The 17792-nt window shown below is 65.1% G+C and carries 19 protein-coding genes and 2 pseudogenes; 12 read left to right on the top strand and 9 right to left on the bottom strand.

All coding sequences use genetic code 11. The features are described from left to right. Positions 1–32: 32 nt before the first annotated feature. A complete protein-coding gene (locus tag HAP47_RS31665) occupies positions 33–743 on the top strand; it encodes a hypothetical protein (protein ID WP_173641198.1) in 711 nt (236 codons plus the stop codon). Here the strand turns inward: HAP47_RS31665 and HAP47_RS31660 are convergent. Continuing rightward, entirely contained in the window at positions 732–1544 is an 813-nt protein-coding gene (locus tag HAP47_RS31660; protein WP_173641199.1) for a tetratricopeptide repeat protein, read from the bottom strand. The two genes, HAP47_RS31665 and HAP47_RS31660, sit on opposite strands and share 12 nt — an antisense overlap. A 73-nt stretch (positions 1545–1617) precedes the next feature. After that, the gene (locus tag HAP47_RS31655) at positions 1618–2787 is read right to left on the bottom strand and encodes an FAD-dependent oxidoreductase (protein ID WP_173641200.1); all 1170 of its coding nucleotides are present in this window, start codon (positions 2785–2787) and stop codon (positions 1618–1620) included. A gap of 73 nt (positions 2788–2860) precedes the next feature. Here HAP47_RS31655 and HAP47_RS31650 point away from each other — a divergent pair, with 73 nt between their 5' ends. Then, entirely contained in the window at positions 2861–3334 is a 474-nt protein-coding gene (locus tag HAP47_RS31650; RefSeq protein WP_231168500.1) for a MarR family winged helix-turn-helix transcriptional regulator, read from the top strand. Between the two features lie 216 nt (positions 3335–3550). On the opposite strand, the gene HAP47_RS31645 is transcribed toward HAP47_RS31650, so the two are convergent. The 4 genes from HAP47_RS31645 to HAP47_RS31630 all read right to left on the bottom strand — a co-directional run bounded on the left by HAP47_RS31645 (position 3551) and on the right by HAP47_RS31630 (position 7822). After that, positions 3551–4654 carry an alkene reductase gene (locus tag HAP47_RS31645; RefSeq protein ID WP_173641201.1) on the bottom strand — a complete coding sequence of 368 codons (1104 nt, stop codon included), beginning with the start codon at positions 4652–4654 and terminating at the stop codon, positions 3551–3553. A gap of 88 nt (positions 4655–4742) precedes the next feature. Further along, positions 4743–5597, bottom strand: a complete 855-nt coding sequence (locus HAP47_RS31640) for an SDR family NAD(P)-dependent oxidoreductase (RefSeq protein ID WP_173641202.1) — start codon at positions 5595–5597, stop codon at positions 4743–4745. A gap of 217 nt (positions 5598–5814) precedes the next feature. Then, complete coding sequence (locus HAP47_RS31635) at positions 5815–6318, bottom strand: DUF1993 domain-containing protein (protein ID WP_173641203.1); 504 nt, start codon at positions 6316–6318, stop codon at positions 5815–5817. A 160-nt stretch (positions 6319–6478) separates the two neighbouring features. Beyond that, positions 6479–7822, bottom strand: coding sequence for a lytic murein transglycosylase (locus tag HAP47_RS31630; RefSeq protein ID WP_231168498.1), 1344 nt, complete (start codon positions 7820–7822; stop codon positions 6479–6481). A gap of 182 nt (positions 7823–8004) precedes the next feature. Here HAP47_RS31630 and HAP47_RS41955 point away from each other — a divergent pair. The 5 genes and pseudogenes from HAP47_RS41955 (at position 8005) to htpX (ending at position 10817) form a co-directional block, all read left to right on the top strand. Beyond that, positions 8005–8427: pseudogene (locus HAP47_RS41955) on the top strand (hypothetical protein). Between the two features lie 77 nt (positions 8428–8504). After that, a complete protein-coding gene (locus HAP47_RS41665) occupies positions 8505–8741 on the top strand; it encodes a histidine kinase dimerization/phospho-acceptor domain-containing protein (RefSeq protein ID WP_371821688.1) in 237 nt (78 codons plus the stop codon). Beyond that, a pseudogene (locus tag HAP47_RS41660) lies at positions 8741–9139 on the top strand (ATP-binding protein); the annotation flags it as partial. The gene HAP47_RS41665 and the pseudogene HAP47_RS41660, both read left to right, overlap by 1 nt. 151 nt (positions 9140–9290) lie before the next feature. Beyond that, positions 9291–9659, top strand: coding sequence for a response regulator (locus HAP47_RS41655; protein WP_371821687.1), 369 nt, complete (start codon positions 9291–9293; stop codon positions 9657–9659). Between the two features lie 225 nt (positions 9660–9884). After that, the gene (gene htpX / locus HAP47_RS31620) at positions 9885–10817 is read left to right on the top strand and encodes a zinc metalloprotease HtpX (RefSeq protein WP_173641204.1); all 933 of its coding nucleotides are present in this window, start codon (positions 9885–9887) and stop codon (positions 10815–10817) included. 210 nt (positions 10818–11027) lie between these two features. Here htpX and HAP47_RS31615 read toward each other — a convergent pair whose 3' ends face one another. Together HAP47_RS31615 and HAP47_RS31610 are read right to left on the bottom strand one after the other, a co-directional pair. Further along, complete coding sequence (locus tag HAP47_RS31615) at positions 11028–11978, bottom strand: aldo/keto reductase (RefSeq protein ID WP_173641205.1); 951 nt, start codon at positions 11976–11978, stop codon at positions 11028–11030. 245 nt (positions 11979–12223) lie between these two features. Further along, a complete protein-coding gene (locus HAP47_RS31610; RefSeq protein WP_173641206.1) occupies positions 12224–12595 on the bottom strand; it encodes a hypothetical protein in 372 nt (123 codons plus the stop codon). 251 nt (positions 12596–12846) lie between these two features. On the opposite strand from HAP47_RS31610, the gene HAP47_RS31605 reads away from it, so the two are divergent. The 4 genes from HAP47_RS31605 (at position 12847) to HAP47_RS31590 (ending at position 15706) form a co-directional block, all read left to right on the top strand. Continuing rightward, positions 12847–13308, top strand: a complete 462-nt coding sequence (locus HAP47_RS31605; protein WP_231168496.1) for a GYD domain-containing protein — start codon at positions 12847–12849, stop codon at positions 13306–13308. Positions 13309–13837: 529 nt separating this feature from the next. Continuing rightward, positions 13838–14476 (top strand): S1 family peptidase, encoded by a 639-nt coding sequence (locus HAP47_RS31600; protein WP_173641207.1) that lies wholly within the window; start codon positions 13838–13840, stop codon positions 14474–14476. Between the two features lie 79 nt (positions 14477–14555). After that, complete coding sequence (locus HAP47_RS31595; RefSeq protein ID WP_173641208.1) at positions 14556–14987, top strand: hypothetical protein; 432 nt, start codon at positions 14556–14558, stop codon at positions 14985–14987. Positions 14988–15448: 461 nt separating this feature from the next. Continuing rightward, a complete protein-coding gene (locus tag HAP47_RS31590) occupies positions 15449–15706 on the top strand; it encodes an iron oxidase (protein WP_173641209.1) in 258 nt (85 codons plus the stop codon). A 2-nt stretch (positions 15707–15708) separates the two neighbouring features. Here the strand turns inward: HAP47_RS31590 and HAP47_RS31585 are convergent, their stop codons facing one another. Beyond that, on the bottom strand, positions 15709–17151 hold the full coding sequence (locus HAP47_RS31585; protein ID WP_173641210.1) for a helix-turn-helix domain-containing protein: 1443 nt from the start codon (positions 17149–17151) through the stop codon (positions 15709–15711). Positions 17152–17393: 242 nt separating this feature from the next. Here HAP47_RS31585 and HAP47_RS31580 point away from each other — a divergent pair, with 242 nt between their 5' ends. Further along, positions 17394–17603: a DUF4170 domain-containing protein gene (locus HAP47_RS31580; RefSeq protein WP_016839740.1), complete on the top strand. Its 210-nt coding sequence runs from the start codon at positions 17394–17396 to the stop codon at positions 17601–17603. Positions 17604–17792 lie beyond the last annotated feature (189 nt).

Below are 17792 nucleotides of genomic sequence, written 5' to 3'. Positions count from 1 at the left end.
CCGTCATCGCATCATGATCCCGGAGTTTCGCCATGCGCATGACTTTTCGCTGCGACCCGCGGCTTGCCGATCATCTGCCGCGGCCGTTCCCGGCCCGCACTGCGTTGCCCGATTGGCTGCGCGCGATGCCAGCGAAGGCGCATTCCGACATCCACGACCGCGAGATCCGCACGGTCAAGCAATGCCCGCCTTTCGTCGATGCGATGGCCCATGGGGTCATGATCCCGCTGCCCTGCGATGTCAGGGTCGAGCGCGGCGCCTTTGCCTGGGATTGGGACATTCCGGAGCCGGCAACGCAGGGCCATCCGCGCGCGCCGCTCAGCTTCCATCCCGTCGCGCAATTCGCCGGCGCGCCGTTCGCCAACGGACAGGCTGCGCTGAAATTCAACAGCTTCTGGACCATCGAGCTCGAGCCGGGCTGGTCGCTGTTCGCGACCCATCCGGTCAATCGCGACGACCTGCCGTTCCGCGTGATCTCGGGGCTGGTCGACGCCGACCGGTTTCACGATGGGGGCATCAATTTCCCGGCGGTCTGGACCCAGCCTGATTTCGCCGGCGTGTTGCCGAAGGGAACGCCGGTCGTGCAATGCTTCGCGGTGCCGCGCGCGGCTCCCGAACTGGTGTTCGAGGCGTTCAACGAGGCGCATCGCGAGGCCTATTCGAAAGTCGTCGGCGAGGTGCTGGCTGCGCCCAATGTCTATCGCAAGCATTTCCGCGCCAAGCGCGGCCGGCTAGTGACTTAACGTTGCACGCAGCGCGCGCTCATCGAGCCACAGCCGGCCGTGCGGGGCCGAGGTCAGCGCCATCGCGATCGATCCGAACAGCTGTGGACGCAAAGCATAGGCGCGCGCGAAGGCCTGCATCGCGGCGTCGGGCTCGCCGCTCTCCTGCAGCGTGATCCCCAGATTGAGTGCCGCTTCGGCATAATCCGGCTTGATCTCGAGCGCCTTGCGATAGGCGCGTGCGGCGCCGTCGTGATCGCGCAGGTCCTGCTTTGCGACGCCGAGATCGAACCACACCGAGGCCGGCGCTGCGCTCGCGGTGGCGCGCTCGAGCAGGCCTGCGGCCTTGGCGAGGTCGCCAGCCTCCCAGGCGAGCCGGCCGAGCCTTGCATTGGCTTCCTGATGCTCCGGGATCGCCTTGAGGATCGCCTCCCAGGCCTCGCGGGCCTGCGCCTTGCGGCCGGCCAGCTCCAGTGTGCGTGCCTTCTCGACGAAGGCTTCGCGTTGCGGCTTGAGCGCGATGGCGCGGTCGAGATGCGTCAGTGCCGCATCGAATTCGCCGCCGGCACGGGCGAGGCGCCCCGCGAGCAGCCGCGCCGCCGCATTGTCCGGGCGCCGCGCCAGGCTGGTCTCGATATGCCTGCGGGCCGGCGCGATCTCGCCTTTGGCGAACAATACGGCGGCCAGCAGATGGCTCAGCATCGGCTCGCCGGGCTGACGCGCTAGGCCGCGCTCGCAGAGCTCGATCGCCTCGTCGTGCCGGCCGCTGTTGAAGGCGACGGTGGCGCGTCGAACGATATCCTCGGCGTTGTCCTTGTTCATTCTCGCGTGCGACCGTCGTCAGGTTAGCTCGTTACGGTCCATGCTATGCGGCGCCGGAGGTCATGACCAGCGCTTACCGCGTGGCGCAGTCGCCGGACGCGGCACGCATCTGCATGTACGCCTGGTGGTGCGCCAGCGTCAGTTCCTGGCTGATATGCGACAGTTCGGTCGCGGCGGCTTCGGCGGCCTCGCCCGCGGGCTGGGCGACGCGCACGAACATCCCGGCCTCGTAGGTGCGAACGGCCTCGCGCCAATCGTTTGACCCCACCAGATGCGCCGCCAGCTCCACCGCATCCAGCATCGCGGCGTTGACGCCCTCACCACCGAACGGCGACATCAGGTGCGCGGCATCGCCGAGCAGGGTGATGCCTGGGCGGTTGGTCCAATGATGCCCGACCGGCAGCGCGTGGATCGGCCGCAGCGCGAATTGATCACTGCTGGCACGGAGCAGGTCGAGCAGGGCATCGACCCAGCCGACGAATTCGCCGAGCAGCGCGTGACGCATCGCAGCCGGCGAGGTGATGTCGAACCGCCGCTCGGCCCATTCGATGGGCACGCGGAAGATCGCGTAGCCGCGCAGATGGGCGTTGCCGTTGCGAAGGACCATCAGGCTGCGGCCGGTGCTCTCGGCGCCCATCTTGCCGCGGCCGACCAGCTCCGACAAAGCAGGGTGCCTCGTGTCGGCATCGTCGATGCCGAACTCGATGAAGGTCAGCCCGCTATATTGCGGCTGATAGCGTGATATCAGCGGCCGCACCCGGGACCAGGCGCCGTCGGCGCCGACCACGAGATCGAACGGCCCTTCGCGCGCACCGTCGAAGACGAGATCGTAACGGCCGTCATCGCGCGGCGCGACCTCGCGCAGGCCGCGGCCCCAGGCTATGGCATCCGGCGGGAGCGATTGCAGCAGCAGGTCGCGGAGCGCCGTGCGGTCGACCTCCGGACGGTCGCCGGTCATGTCGTCATCCGCGAGCAGCAGCCGGCCATCGCTGGTGTAGAGCCGGCTGCCCTGATCCTCGTAACGTGCGATTTGCAGGAAGCCGTCGGTGAGTCCGGCGCGCGCCAGCGCGAGCTGACCGCTCTCGGCGTGCAGGTCGAGCGTTCCGCCCTGCGGCCGCTCGGTTGCCGAGCTTTCGCGTTCGAACAGGCTGGTCTTGATCCCGGCAACATGCAGCAGGCGAGCGAGCGTCAGGCCGCCGGGGCCGGCGCCGACAATGGCAATGCGAATGGGATTTGAGCTCATGGACACCACGCTCACAACGGGATACATAGGTGCCTCTCTAGTATAAATAGGTACCTATGTAAATGGTGGGATCGTGACCGATTGGGACTTGTTCGATCGTCCGGCGCCGTTGGTCAACATGGCCTCGCGCAGCTTCCTCAGGCTCGGCGAGCGGCGCGTGAAGCCGCACGGCTTCAGCATCGGCCAATTGCCGGTGATCTATCTGCTGCGCGACGGCAAGGCGATGTCACAGCGCGATCTCGCCCGCGCCGCCAAGGTCGAGCAGCCGTCGATGGCGCAAATCCTGGCGCGGATGGAGCGCGATGGCCTGGTGCAGCGGACGCCGATGCCGGGCGACGGCCGCAGCCAGCAGGTCACGCTGACCAAGGCGGCAAGGGCCAAACTGCCGGCGGCGCGCAAGGCCTTGCACCGCAATCAGGACCAGGCACTCGCGGGCTTTACCGCAGCCGAAACCGCAACCCTGCTCGACCTGCTGCGGCGGCTCAATCGAAACCTCGACCGCATGGTCGCGGAGGAGGTGGAGAGCGGTGAGGCTGCCGAGGCGTAGGAATCCGGCATGCAGCGCGCAATGCGCAAAGGCCGGGAACGAACCCGGCCTTGTTCCTCTCGTCGCAATTCCAGCATTCTCTTTCGTCATTCCGGGGGCGCGCAAAGCGCGAGCCCGGAGTCCATCCTGACGCAAGTGATGCGGATCAATGGATTCAGGGTCTGCCCCTGGCGGCGCATCCCGGAATGACGATGTGGAGAGAAAGCGGACCGGGTTTTACTCTGCCGCCTCGGTTGCCTTCAGCGTCGGATAATCGGTATAGCCCTTGGCGCCACCGCCGTAGAAGGTCGCCTTGTCCCAGTCGTTGAGCGGGGCGCCGGCCTTGAGCCGCTCGACCAGATCGGGGTTGGAGATGAAGGGCTTGCCGAACGCGATCAGGTCGGCAGCACCTGCCTCCAGCACCTTCTCCGCCAGCGCGAAGTCGTAGCCGTTGTTGGCGACATAGGCCTGCTTGAAGCGCTTGCGCAGCGAGGCGTAGTCGAACGGTGCGATGTCGCGCGGGCCGCCGGTCGCGCCCTCGATGACGTGGATATAGGTCAGCTTCAGCGCGTTGAGCTGATCGACGATGTAGTCGAACAGCGGCTGCGGATTGGAGTCGGAGACGTCGTTGGCCGGCGTCACCGGCGAGATCCGGATGCCGGTGCGGTCGGCGCCGGCCTCGATGGTGACCGCCTTGGAGACTTCCAGCATCAGCTGGGCGCGTTTCTCGATCGAACCGCCATAGGCGTCGGTGCGCTTGTTGGTGCCGTCCTTGGCGAACTGGTCAAGCAAATAGCCGTTGGCGCCATGGATCTCGACGCCGTCGAAGCCGGCCGCCAGCGCATTCGCGGTGCCGCGCTTGAAGTCCTCGATGATCCCGGGGATTTCCGACAGTTCAAGCGCGCGCGGCTCGGACACGTCGACGAAGGTGCCGTTCACGAAGGTCTTGGTCTTGGCGCGGATCGCGCTCGGGGCCACCGGCGCACCGCCATTCGGCTGCAGCGAGGTGTGCGAGATACGGCCGACATGCCAGAGCTGGATGAAGATGTGGCCGCCGCGCTCATGCACGCGATCGGTGACCTTGCGCCAGGCCGCGACCTGTTCCTTCGAATAGATGCCGGGGGTGTCCTGATAGCCCTGGCCCTGCTGCGAGACCTGGCTCGCCTCGGTGATCAGAAGGCCGGCGGAGGCGCGCTGGCCGTAATAGTCCACCGCGAGCGGGCTTGGCACCATGCCGGGCGGCACCGCGCGGTTGCGCGTCAGCGGCGCCATCACGAAGCGGTTCGGCAGCGTCAGCGGGCCAAGCTTGTAGGGCTCGAGAAGTTTGGTCGATTGGCTCATGTGAAGTGGTTCCAGACAATGATCGATGAGGAGAGAGTTGTGCATTGCCGCGACGAGCGCAATGGCCGGGATATGCCCAGTTTGCAGGCTAGCCACGCACGATTCCGCCCATGTGGCCGGCATCGAGGAACAGGGTGTGCGCGTTCACATAGGACGATTCATTCGAAATCAGGAACAGCGCAGCATAGGCGACCTCCCAGCCGGTGCCTTGGCGGCCGAAAGGCACTGTCACTGCGCGGTCCGACCGCCTGCGGCTGGCATCGCGGCCCATCGGCGTATCCATGAAGCCGGGCGCGATCACATTGCAGCGAATGCCCTTGTCCTCGCCGGCCCGCGCGATAGCCCGCCCAAGCGCGATCTGCGCCGCCTTGGAGGATTCATAGGCCGGGTTGCGGCCGCCGGCGCGCTGGCTCGCCATCGAGGAGATCAAGATGATCGCGCCGCCCGGCGCCATCACCTCGAGCGCCCGCTGCGCGAACAGCATGTGGCTGCGCACGTTGACGGCGTAGTCGCGGTCCCAGGCTTCCGCCGTCATCTTGGGCAGCGACAGGCCGGAGGAAATGCCGACATTCAGCGCCAGCCCGTCGAGCCCGCCGAGCCTCTCGGCGCAGCGTTCGACCGCAGGCGCGATCGCCGCGACATCGGAGACATCGACCACATCGGTGAAGGCCTTGCCGCCTTCGCCCGTGATTTGCGCGACGGTGTCGTCGGCGGCTGCCTTGTTGACGTCGAGGCACGCGACCGAGGCGCCCTCGCGCGCGAACAACACGCTCATCGCACGGCCGTTGCCGATCGGCGGCGCTTCATCCACGGTTGTGCGCTGGCCCGCACCGACCACGATGATGCGCCGGCCGGCCAGGCGGCCGTGGTTCTTCGCAAGTCCGAGCGATTCCGCATGCAGCGAGGCGGACGGATCGATGGCTTTCGGTGCGTGGGTCGACATGGCGTGCTCCCTGACGTCTTGTTGTTGTTAGGGAGCAGTAGCACGGCTGTGCCTGCGAGGCGACGTGTCTGCCGTAGCGTGAAAATCCCGCGACGGGGGAATTTGCTTGTCAGTCATTCCGGGGCTCGGGAAGCGAGAACCCGGAATCCAGAGGTTATGGGGCTCGAGATTCCGGGTTCGATGCTGCGCATCGCCCCGGAATGACGCGCGAAGCGCGTCAGCTCACGCCGAGGAAGTCGCGCTTGCCGATATCGACGCCGTTGTGGCGCAGGATGCCGTGTGCGGTGACGGCGTGGAAGTAGAAGTTCGGAAACGAGAAGGCGCTGAGGAATTGCTGGCCCTTCAAGGTCATGGTGCGATCGGCGCCGATCGGGAAGGTGACGTCCTTGGCGTCGGCGCCGTCGAACTGCTCCGGCTTGAACGATTTCACATAGTCGATCGTCTTCGCCAGCCGCTGCTTCAGTTCGCCGAAACTCTTCTCGGTGTCGGGCGTCGACGGCACCTCGCTATGGGTCAGCCGCGCGCAGCCTCTTGCGGCGTGATCGCAGACCAGCTGCACCTGCTTGGTCAGCGGCAGCATGTCCGGATAGAGTCGCGATCCCAGCAGTACCTCGGGCGCGATCTTCTTCGCTTCGCAATGCGTTTCGGCCTTGGTCAACAGGCCGCTGAGGCTGTTGAGGATCTGCAGATAAGCGGGGACGACGGCGTCATAAAAGGACATGTGGATGCTCTTTGTTCTGATGAAATCCGAAACTGCCGAACGGAGATGCTGCACATGGGGCCGCGAAGGGAAGAATACAACTGCGGACGGCTGTAACACTTGGTCAAATCTTGCGCGGGGATGACGGGGAGAGATTTCGCGCGTCGCCGTTTGGTGCGTCCTACCGCGTCGGCGGCATCGCGGCGTCCGCGGCCGGCTGCGCCCGCGGGCCGCGCATCCGCGCCAAGAGCTCCGCGGTCGGCCAGGAATCCGCCGGCAGGCCGTGTTTCATCTGCATCGCCTTCACCGCGCTGCGGCTCGCCTGGCCGAGCACGCCGTCGATCTTGCCGACGTCGTAGCCGGCGCGCGCCAGCAGCGATTGCAGCTCCTTGATCTCGCCAAACGGCAGCTGCGCCACCGGCGCGTGCGGCCGCTGCATCGGCGGTGCGCCCGCGATGCGGCCGGCGAGATAGCCGGCGGTGGTCGAATAGATCAGCGAGTTATTCCACTCGGTGTAGGCGGCGAAGTTTGGATAAGCGAGGAACGCCGGACCCATGCGGCCCATCGGCAGCAGCAGCGAGGCCGGCATCTCGTCATTCGGCAACGGCTTGCCGTCGGTCAGGCTGACGCCGAGCGCAACCCATTTCGAACGCGGCAGCTTGACGGTGAGGTCGGCCTGGTCCCAAGGAAAATTCGCGGCCTGCGGCACGCGCACCTCCTGCAGCCACGGCTCGCCGCGCCGCCACTTCAATCCGTTGGCGATGTAGTTCGCGGTCGAGCCAATCACGTCGGGGCCGCTGGCGAGCAGGTTGCGATGGCCATCGCCGTCATAGTCGACGGCATAGTTGAAATAATGCGTCGGCAAGAATTGCGTCTGGCCGAGCTCGCCGGCCCACGAGCCGATCATCTCGTCGGGCGTCAGGTCGCCGCGCTCGATGATCTTCAGCGCCGCGATGGTCTCGCCCTGGAACATCTCCGAGCGGCGGCAATCATAGGCCAGCGACACCAATGATTTCAGCGTCGGCAGATTGCCCATCTGGGCGCCGAAATCGCTCTCCAGTCCCCAGAACGCGGCGATCACCGCCGGTGGCACGCCATACTCCCTCTCGGCGCGCGCGAACGCGGCGGCATAGGTCCGGATGTACTGCTGGCCCTGCTGCATCCGGTAGTTCGCGGCCATGCGGCCGGCGAACTGGGTGAAGATCTGCCCGAACACGCGCTGGCCGCGGTCGCGGTTGACGATGCCCTGGTCGTAAACCAGGTAGGGCGCGGCCTCCGCGATCGTGCGCTGCGAGACGCCGGCGGCGACCGCCTTCTGCTTGAGCTCGGCGAGGAAGCGGTCGAAGCTCTGCCCGTTGTGGCAGGACGCAGCCCTTGGCGAGGCCACCGCGGCCGGGCGCGGTCTGACCGGGGCGGAGCCTGCGGGATTGGGCAGCGGCTGTTGCGCCCGACCCAGCGAGGAGAGCGCCAACGCCCCCGCGATCGCTGCGATCATGATCGGGGCGCGGAGGGGAGATGCTGGCATCGATGTCACCGGCTGGGATAGGGGATTAAGGCACATCCTGCATACACCAGGGCGACACCGGGCAACAACGGGGGTGCCTCGTTAGACCAATTGGGCTTCGGCAGGTTCAGTCGTCGCCGCTATGATCGGCTGGTGATTCGCGGGCAGGGGTGTCGGCCGATCGATCACGCCCGGAGGGACCCATGTGGAGTTTTCTCGAGCGTCTGTTCGATTCGTCGACGTTTTCGCCACACGGCATCTGCCTGTTGTGGGAGCCGGAGCTGATCTGGCTGCACGTGATTTCAGACGCTATCATTGCCGCTTCCTATTTCTCGATTCCGTTTGCGCTGGCGATCCTCGTCTCCAAGCGGCGCGACTTCCAGTTCGGCTGGATGGCCTGACCGTTCGCCGCGTTCATCCTCGCCTGCGGCCTCACGCATGTGTTCTCGATCTACACGCTGTGGGTGCCGATCTATGGGCTCGAAGGAATAGTCAAGGCGCTCACCGCTGTCGCCTCGATCTTCACGGCGGTACTGCTCTGGCCGCTGATCCCGAAAATCCTGGCGATCCCGACCGAGCGACAGCTGCGCGAGGCCCATGTCGCGCTCGCCGAGGAAGGTCGGTAGCGCCAGCGCTCGGAAGTCCTGCTCGAGCGTTTCCGCGAGGCCGAGTCAATGAGAGCAAGATCCACCAGGCGCAGAAGATGGAAGCGGTCGGCCAGCTCACCGGCGGCATCGCGCACGACTTCAACAACATCCTCACCGTCATCACCGGCACGATCGACATCCTGGCCGAGGCGGTCACCCACAACCGCCAGCTCACCGAGATCACCAGTCTGATCCGCGACGCCGCCGAGCGCGGTGCATCGCTGACGCGGCATCTGCTGGCCTTCGCGCGCAAGCAGCCGCTGCAGCCGAGCGATGTCGACGTCAACGGTTGATGGTCGAGACCATCGAGCTGCTGCGGCCGACCATCGGCGACCATGTCGGCATCGATTTTCGCCCGATGCCGGATCTGCCGCGCGCGCTGGTCGATTCCAACCAGCTGGTCACCGCGATCATCAATCTCGCGCTGAACGCGCGAGACCCGATGCCGAAGGGCGGCCGGCTGCGGATCGGGACCCGCACTGCCGAACTGAAGCCATCAGACGTGCACGGCCATGATGGACTTGCCGCCGGCGACTATGTCGCGATCGCGCTGATCGACAACGGCCAGGGCATCGCGGAAGCCGATCTCGCCAAAGTGTTCGAGCCGTTCTTCACCACCAAGGACGTCGGTAAGGGCACCGGCCTCGGGCTTTCCATGGTCTACGGCTTCGTCAAGCAGTCCAACGGTCACATCGCGCTCGACAGCGAGGTCGGCCGCGGCACGCGGGTGATGCTCTATCTGCCGCGCGCGGCGGTGCAATCGCCGGCCGTGGCGTCCGAGCGGCGGCAGCCGAAGGTGCGCGGCGCGCAGGAGTCGTGCTGGTCGTCGAGGACGACAGGCGGTGCGCTCCTACGTGCTGACCCAGATCGAGAGCCTCGGCTACACCACGCTGTCGGCCAACAATGGCGGCGAAGCGCTTGCCGTGCTCGACAGCGGCGCGCCGGTCGATCTCTTGTTTACCGACGTCATCATGCGCGGTGCGATGAACGGACGCGACCTCGCCACCGAGGCGCAGCAGCGGCGCCCCAGCCTGCGCGTGCTGTTCACCTCGGGCTACACCGATGACGCGATCGATCAGGACGGCAAGCTCGAGCAGGGCATCCTGTTCCTGGCCAAGCCCTACAGCCGCGCGCAGCTCGCCCGCATGCTGCTGCGGGTCGCGCTGCGCGAGGACGAGAGGCAGCTCGCACAGCAGGAGCCGGCGGAGTAGCCACGATGCCGTAGCGGGCTTGTAGCCCGCATGAGCGCAGCGATATGCGGAACGACTGCCCCGGATATCGCTGCGCTCATCCGGGCTACGGCAACCGACATGACCAATCGTTAACCCGCGCCGCGTCGCTGCGACGCACGCGTTCCCCTTGCGGCTGCAGCGGCAAAATCCCTACCTCAGCGGCGTCAGTTGTGGCAGCATTCCGCTCGCCGTGAGGGAACCACGATGAATTATTTCCGCACCGCGCTCCTGCTTGCCGGCCTCACCGCCCTGTTCATGGGCGTCGGCTATCTGATCGGCGGCGGCACCGGCGCCGTGATCGCGCTGATCGTCGCGGCTGCGACAAACCTGTTCACCTACTGGAATTCCGATCGCATGGTGCTGTCGATGTACGGCGCCCATCAGGTCGATGCGCGTTCGGCGCCGGACCTCTACAATCTCGTCGCCGAGCTGGCGCAGCGTGCGAGCCTGCCGATGCCGCGCGTGTTCCTAATGGACGAGGCGCAGCCCAATGCGTTCGCGACCGGCCGCAATCCGGAGAATGCGGCGGTTGCCGTCACCACTGGATTGATACAGCAGCTCAGCCGCGAGGAGCTCGCCGGCGTGATCGCGCACGAGCTCGCGCATATCAAGCATCACGACACGCTGACCATGACGATCACCGCGACGATCGCCGGCGCGATCTCGATGCTGGCGCAGTTCGGCATGTTCTTCGGCGGCAACCGCAACAACAACGGCCCCGGCATCGTCGGCTCGATCGCGATGATGATTCTGGCGCCGCTCGGCGCCGCGCTGGTGCAGATGGCGATCAGCCGTACCCGCGAATATGCCGCCGACAATTTTGGCGCACGCATCGTTGGCCAGCCGATGTGGCTGGCGTCCGCGCTTGCGAAGATCGAGAACGCCGCGCACCAGGTGCCGAACATGGAAGCCGAGCGCAATCCGGCCACCGCGCACATGTTCATCGTCAACCCATTGTCTGGCCATGGCGTCGACAATCTGTTCGCCACCCACCCCTCGACCGCTAACCGCATCGCCGCGCTGCAGCAGCTCGCCGCCGAGCTCGGCACCCAGACCGCGCCGCGCCCGGCCGGCGCCAGCTATCCGCCGCGCAGCCCGTGGGGCGGTGCCTCAGGCCAGCGCGGGCCGTGGGGCTAGGGCGTGAGACGGAATCCATCTTGCACTGCAGCCGCGAAGGCGGTGTGCTTCCTCGTCCCGTTCTTACGGGGAGAGGGTTGGGGTGAGGGGCTGTCTCCGCAGATTACGTTGATAGCTGCATTCGCGGAGGCTCCCCCTCATCCGGAACGCATCCAACGATGCGTTCCGACCTCTCCCCGCACGCGGGGCGAGGTGAAGTGAACCGCGCCGCTACGCGCTCGCGGCGTCCAGCCGCTCGACCTGAGCCTTGCTCAGCTCGAGCCTGGCGGCAGCGACCAGCGTTGCGACCTGCTCGGGCTTGGTGGCGCTGGCAATCGGTGCGGTGATGCCGGGCTTGGCCATCAGCCAGGCGAGCGCGACGGCGGCCGGTTCGGCGCCGGTTTCCGCGGCGACCTCGTCGAGGCCGGCGAGGATCCGCATGCCGCGCGGGTTCATGTATTTCGGAATGCTGCGCGCACCGCGCGGGCTCTTGGCGAAGTCGCTCTCCGAGCGGTACTTGCCGGTCAGGAATCCCGCGGCGAGGGAGAAGAACGTGATCACGCCGACGTCGTTCTCCACACAGACGCGTTGCAGCGCGCCTTCGTAGCTCGATCGCTCCGCCAGGCTGTATTCCGGCTGCATGCTCTCGTAGCGCGGCAGCCCGTTGGCTTTGGAAATATCCAGCGCGCTCTTGAGCCGCTCAGCCGAGAAATTCGAGGCACCGATCGCCCTGATCTTGCCGGCCTTGATCAATTTGTCATAGGCCGCGAGCGTCTCTTCCTGCGGGGTTGTCTCATCGTCCTTGTGGGACTGGTAGAGGTCGATGGTGTCGGTCTGCAGCCGCCGCAGCGAGTCCTCGACGGCGCGCGCGATGTAGTCCGGCTTCAGTCCGACATTGCCGCCTCCCATGTCCATGCCGACCTTGGTGGCGAGGATGATGCGGTTGCGGTTGCCGCGCGCCTTCATCCATTTGCCGATGATCGTCTCGGACTCGCCGCCGTGATGGCCCGGCACCCAGCGCGAATAGACGTCGGCCGTATCGAGGAACGTCAGTCCATGCTCCAGCACGGTGTCGAGCAGGCGAAACGACGACGCCTCGTCCACCGTCCAGCCGAACACATTGCAGCCGAAGCAGAGGGGAGGGACGGTGAGGCCGGAGCGGCCGAGCGCGCGATGCTTCATGAGTGTTCTTTCTCTTGTTCTTGACGGGAGGCGCGGGACACTGAGGCAGATTGCCCTTGTTTGCAAGGCGCAGCGTCTGCATTGCGCCGTTTCCGAACGAGTTACGACCACCGCCGGCCACAAACGCGCAACGCTGCCGGCCGGCGTGGTGAGAAACGTTGCCCGTCATTTGTCGCGGGATCCGTCGGTATTCCCTGTCGGGATGCCGACGGATGATTACGGAGAATTCGCCGCCGCCGGCTCGACTACTTGCGCTCGACGAATATCGCCTTGCAGTCGTCGCTGCTGATGTTCTCGGCCGTATGGGAAACCACGATTGGCCCGGCAAACGCCGTGCCCGCCTTGCTGGGACTGTCTCGTGTGGTGCCGTCGGCATTGTGCAGACGAATGGTGCAGTCGGTCAGCGGATAGACCACGAACGGCACCGGGTGCGAGTGCGGCTTGTCTGTCGTCCCCTTCTTCCATGTCGCGGCAATGACGCGGAAATTCTGGTCTTCGAAGATCACCTTGTAGGTGTCGGGATCGCCTTGATAGCTCGGCGGAGAATCCGCGGCCGCCGTCGCGGAGACCGCCGCAAGCAATCCAACAATTGAAAGGCCTAATGCACGGAAATTCATGTCTGAAAACTCCCTGTCCAATCGCACTACGCGCCCGGCAAATGAGCGCCGATGACACTTACCACATGACGTCTATCGCCACGAGATTCGTTCCGTCCCGTGCATCGCGGCGTCGTCCTGCCTGTGCTGCCCTTCAAGGCCGGTCGATGACAGGGCAATTTTTTCCGGGGCCGCGAAACGCAATTTCATTTGCCTTTCATTTGATGTAGAATGCGCAACAAGCTGCTACCGGTTACGCCGAAATCCGGAGAATGAGCGGCAGCGCTCATGGCCATCGGCAGGCCTTATGGTCTCATTTTCAGTACGAAAAACCTTCTGCCTGGGTCACACCCCGGGTGACTGCCTTTTTTCTTTTTCAACCAAATGGAGCGATTGCCATGCATTTCTGCTTCTCGGGTGAATACACACCGCGTTCCATCAACAACATCATGGAGAACCCGACAACCAATCGATACGAGGCCGCCAAAAAGCTGATCGAGTCGGCCGGCGGCAAATTGATCTCGATGTACAGCACGGCGGCCGACGGCCCCGGCGTGATGGTGATCTTCGATGTGCCTGATCCGAGCGTCGCACCCGCGATCAGTGGCGTGGTCGTGGCGGCCGGCGCCATGCAGAATGTAAAGCTGGTCCGGCTCTTCACGCCGGACGAGATCAAGGTGGTGCGCCAGCACGCGAGCAAGCTCAAGGCCGCCTACTCGCCTCCAGGAAGCTAGCAGGCACGAACGACGAAACGCGGCGCAGATCGATCTGGCGACCGCTGTCACTCGCGCGCGGCGGCGCTTCGCAGCGTCCCGCGTGGAGACGAGGGCCGTTGAGTGCCGCAGATCCGGGGCGTTCAACGGATGGGCAGTCGCTCGGGCGGATGTCGCGCGCGCATGCCGGTTCGCAAGCCCCGGCCGGTTGTGCCGTCGCATGACGTCCGCCGCCTCGTTCAGCACGGCGCGCCTCATCCTGCGTCGAGTCCTCTTCAGTCGCCCTTGAATGCGGTGTATGCACAGACGTTGCCGGCGAGCGATTTGCGCGGTGACGTTGAAGGCAGGCTTGGGATTTGCGGGTTGGGGTCTGAAGGTGCATCATCCGGTTTCGGCTTTAGGGCGCGCGGCGTCGACGGCGCGCGCGAAATTGCCTGTACGCATGGTCCGGCTGGCTTGCGGTATTGCGATCGGCTGCGCTCTGATTGGCTTCACGCCGCAGGGGGCGGCGACGCAGGTGCCATTCTCCCCGCTTCAACCAGTGCGACAGATGGAGGCTGCGAAGCCGCTGGCGCTTGACGTCACTGGTCCGCCGGCCACCAGCCAGCGGCTCGACGGCACCGCGTTCTTTGTCGACGATCTCGGCCACATGCTGACCGCGCGGCATGCGGTCGCGGATTGCGCCCGCATCGTCGTCAGCAAGGAGGGGCGGGCCGTCGCGGCGCGCATGGTGGCGCTGGCCGCGAGCGACATCGCATTGATCAAGGTGCCGCGCACATTGGGTCTCGCAGCGGTATTCCCGCGGGCCAATACGTCCGTCGCCAACGACATGGTGTTTGCCGAGGCCTATGACCGCCTGAAGCCGCTGCTCGCGCATGGCGGATCACTCGGCAATGCGTTCGTCGACACCACCCTGCGCGACCCCGAGCACCTCGTGCTGCGCTCGAATGTCACCTTCGGCACCAGCGGTGCGCCGGTGCTGGATTCCCGTGGCCTCGTCGAAGGGGTGGTGAGCCGCAGGACCACGATCGATCGCGTGCTGGCGGTCGATGCCGTGCACGCCAAATCCTTTCTTGCCGCGCACGGAGTTCGCTTCCAGCAAGACGACTGGCCGCAGATGAGCGGCACCGCGTCCCGCGCGCATCGCGCCGCCAGCATCTCGGCACGCGTCACATGCATGCAACAATGAGCGACTAGTTGCTGCAAGCGCTAATACTCTCGCGTTGCCTTGTCAGCCTGCTGTCTGCGGTCAACCCTTGTCCAGAACCATGCTCATCTTGCGGGGCACGCTCGTGCTCTCGTTCGGCCTCTTGATCCTGTCCCCAGCGCCGGGCCACGCTCAAGACGCCAACTTTCGCAATCCGGAACAGGCGCCGCCGTCATGGGCGCAGTTTGCCAAACTGGTCAAATACCGGTTCGAGGAATGGATCGCGGCCGACGAGACGGTTGCCAATCGCTTCCGCAACTGGTGCATCGAGCATTCCGGCAAGGAGAACGGGCCGCCGCCGACGCTCGTGGTGCGCGCCTGGCTCAACCCGGACGGCACCGTCGAGCGCGTCGCGTTTCCGGCCTTCAATGACGCCGGCGCCACGGAGGATCTGCGCACCATCCTGAAGCGCGGCAATGTCGGCGAGGCGCCGCCGCCGGAAATGTTGCAGCCGCTGAACCTGCGCTTCTCGCTCAATCTGCGCAAACCCTGAGCGGCTGGCTACGCATCTGCATTCTGGGGTCCTCGCTCTTCGTCATCCCCCGGTGCGCAATTGCGCACCTGAGGGCGAGCGAAGCGAGAGCCCGGAATCCATTTCACTACACATGATGCGGCCTGATGGATTCCGGGTTCTCGCTACGCGAGCCCCGGAATGACGAGGGGGAGACATGCGCGCGCCCCTAGCGCGGGTGCGATCGGCACCCGGCTTTCCCTGCGCCCTGTGTTCAAGAGAGGGCGGAACGAAGAGCAAAGCTCGGACAAAACATGTCGCGAGAATGCGGAAGTATGACTCATAGGCGTTTCAACAAACTCAGTGTCGTCCCGGCGTAGGCCGGGACCCATAACCACAAATGCTGTTCGTTGCGCGATACCGGGACGACGAGTCTCGTCTACAATGTTCTTCACGGAGTATGGGTCCCGGCCTTCGCCGGGACGACGCATGGGGTGAACACCATGGCCAAACAACTACCCGGACGTTCCCGGCGCGCTTTTGTTGGCGCTGCCATCACAGGACTTCCCGCCACGCTCTTCCTGCGACCTGCTGTAGCCTCCGACAAAATGACAAAGCTGCAAGCCGAATATCGGGACACGCCGAACGGCATCTATTCGTGCGGCCTCTGTACGCTGTTCGTCGCGCCCGATGGCTGCAAGGTGGTGGAGGGTGCCATCAGCAAGGACGGCTGGTGCAAGGCCTTTGCCGCGGTCGATTAATCTCACAACTCCCGTGCATTCGAGAACGCGAACGACGACACCCGCCGCGTGGTCTCGTCCAGGATCAGGGTGCGCGTGATCGGCGGTTCGGCGCGCTGGCTGCAGTTCTCGCGCTCGCAGAGCCGGCAGTTGACGCCGATCGGGGTGCCCTCGACCTTCTCCAGATCCATGCCGGTCGCGTAGACGAGCTTTGCCGCATGACGGATCTCGCAGCCGAGCCCGATTGCAAAGCGCGGCTGCGGCTGCGGATAGGGCGCCACCGGCCGCCGCACCGTCTGCGCGATCGAGAAGTAGCGCGTGCCGTCCGGCAGCTCGATCACCTGGCTCAGCAGGCGGTCGGGCATGTCGAAGGTGGAATGCACATTCCAGAGCGGGCAGGTGCCGCCGAATTTGGAGAACGGGAAGGTGCCGGAGGAAAACCGCTTCGACACGTTGCCGGCATTGTCGACGCGCAGCAGGAAGAACGGCACGCCGCGCGCGTTCGGCCGTTGCAGCGTGGTGAGGCGGTGGCAGACCTGCTCGAAGCCGGCATTGAAGCGCTGCGCCAGCACATGGACGTCGTAGCTCAGGGCCTCGGCCGCGGAATGAAATGCCTGGTAGGGCATCATCGCGGCCCCCGCGAAATAATTGGCGAGCGTGATGCGGTACAGCCTGCGCGCGGTGTCGTCGAGCGGGCCGGCGCGGCTGACGATCGCATCGATCGCGGCGCCGCATTCGACAAAGCCGACCTGCAGCGCGAGCTGGAAGCTGCGGCCGGCACTGTCGACCAGTTCGGAGATCAGCAACTGACGGCGATGGCGGTCGAAACGGCGCAGCGTCTCGCGCATCACGTCGACCGGCATGACGCGGGTGACGATCGAATGTTTTTCGCGCAGCCGCGTGGCGAGTGCCGTGAACAGACCTTCGGTCGGCACGTTGAGCTCGTCGCGCAGATTTTCCGCCGCGGTCTCGAGCTCCGGGAAATAGTTGCGGTTGGCCTCGATCAGGTCGCGCACCCGCTCGATCGGGTTGGCGTCGAACTGCGAGCCTTCGCGATCGGCCATCTGCGCCGCCACCAGCGTCTCGCCGCGGCGCGCCTCGGTATAGGCGGCGTAGAGCCGTTGCAGCGCATGCGTCACGCCGGGGCACAGCTCGGCGAGATCGCGCAGCTCCTGCTTCGGCAGGTCGATCTGGCGGAACAGGGGATCGGAGAAGATCTCGTTGAGTTCGGCGAAGAAGCGATCCTCGTCGGCGGTGGCGAGGTCGCGCAGATCGAGGTCGTAGGTCTCGGCCAGCCGGAGCAGGATCTGCGCCGTCACCGGGCGCTGGTTGCGCTCGATCAGGTTGATGTAGGAGGGCGAGATGCCGAGCCCCTCGGCGATCTGGGTCTGCGACAGCCCCAATTGCTGGCGGATCCGCCGAAAGCGGGGACCGACGAACAGCTTCTTTCCGGATTCGCCGGGCACGACAGCCTTCCTGACCCATTTTGTGACAAAATTTACAAATCGACATTTATTACAAGTTCAGATGTTACATGACATCACCAATAAAAAACAAGTCATCTGTACGAACTTCCTGTTTTCGCGTTTATCCTCTGACACGCACTTCGTGATGCTCTGTCAATAATGTCGATATGACGAGCAGGTCGCGGGGATCAGAATTCAGGCGGCTTGAGCAAGGGCAGCAGGATTTTTAGAGGAGACTGACGATGAGCAAGGGCAGCAATTTCTGGGTGATCGGCGGCGAGTTCGGCTCGATGAACTTCCATAAGCTCGTCGAAGGCTCGGCCCAGGTCCGCGGTCCGTTCAAGACCCGCAAGGAAGCCGAAGAGTGCTGGAAGGAAGTCTCGGAAGAGAGCCGCCACAAGGCTGGCGTGCGCTTCTCGATCGTCGAGGAGCCATCGCGGGTTTCGGCCTAAGCGCCGAACCCATCAGAGCTAAGAAACGTCCAAGGACGGCAGCCCCATCCGGTTCATCCGGGTGGGGCTGTCCGTTTTCGGAACAGTGCCGGGATCTTTGATCTGGGGATAAGTGGCCGCCTAAGTGCTTGGGAACCAACGTCCTTTGCGGACGTCATGGTTGCTGATAGGTTAATGGGTAAGGCAACC

It is taken from the genome of Bradyrhizobium sp. 41S5 (genome assembly GCF_011516665.3).
Lineage (GTDB): Bacteria > Pseudomonadota > Alphaproteobacteria > Rhizobiales > Xanthobacteraceae > Bradyrhizobium > Bradyrhizobium quebecense.
This window is presented reverse-complemented; position numbering and strand designations above follow the sequence as displayed.